At 45.1% G+C, this 833-nt stretch carries 1 protein-coding gene; it reads right to left on the bottom strand.

Annotated features, from left to right (window positions below):
* Window positions 1–450 (bottom strand): hypothetical protein (locus E1189_RS23760; RefSeq protein WP_230460214.1); only part of this gene is annotated, 450 nt, incomplete at its 3' end.
* Window positions 451–833 lie beyond the last annotated feature (383 nt).

The following is an 833-nucleotide window of genomic DNA, read 5'->3' as shown; positions in this document are numbered from 1 at the left end:
GGAGTGCCCTTGTGGATTAAAGCCTGATTGTCTTTTGGGTGGAGTGCCTGAACGGCTTTGCCCATCATGTTTAGAGGCTGATGCTGGTGTTTGTGAGGTTTTACTCTGGTTTCCACCCAGCTGGAGGATTTCGGGAAGCTTTTGTTTTGCACTGCGATCAATAGGCAATCTTTGGATGAGAGATTGCCCTCTCACAGATTCATATTGAAAAACACTGGAAACGGCCTGTTGATTAGAATTTGCTCCTGATACTTGATCTCTACAGGTCTTGCCATGGTGATAATGGCTGGCACTAGCACTGGAATGGTACAGAAAAGAAGCTAACTGAGCTGTATGACCTGCAGATACGGTGAATTGGGAGCCATAATGCTGCCCCGCAGAAGCAATCCCAGAGAAAACCAAACCAGCGGCAATAAATAACTGCACTTGAATGCCTGATAAGCAACTCAATGGAAAACTCTGTTCAGAAAATACGACAAGTTCCGTATTCTAGACAAAAATCGCGGTTCCGTTGCAAATAGCGCCCTAAGAAATGAAAGCTAAACTAACACGACAGTTGTCAGCAGGTTGGCTTCTTGATGGATTTTTCAGGCAGACTGCCATATGATCCGCAAGGGTCAGTATGACAAAACGAAATCCGTCAATGATTGGGAATACTTTTATTCTCTGGCAGCCTAATTGCGTCTGGAGTAAGGGTCTCCATGATCTATCAAAATATTTGCAACGGAACCTTCTTTATTGCCGTTGGTTTGATTTTCTCTGGGATTGCTCCTGCGGGGCATCATGACTCCCAATTCACCAGCTCTGTAGGTAACTATTCAGCCCTCAGCAAG

The organism is Parendozoicomonas verongulae (assembly GCF_009711465.1).
In the GTDB taxonomy this organism is placed as follows: domain Bacteria; phylum Pseudomonadota; class Gammaproteobacteria; order Pseudomonadales; family Endozoicomonadaceae; genus Sansalvadorimonas; species Sansalvadorimonas verongulae.
The sequence above is the reverse complement of the archived record's forward strand: the minus strand, read 5'-3'. Positions and strand labels throughout refer to the sequence as shown.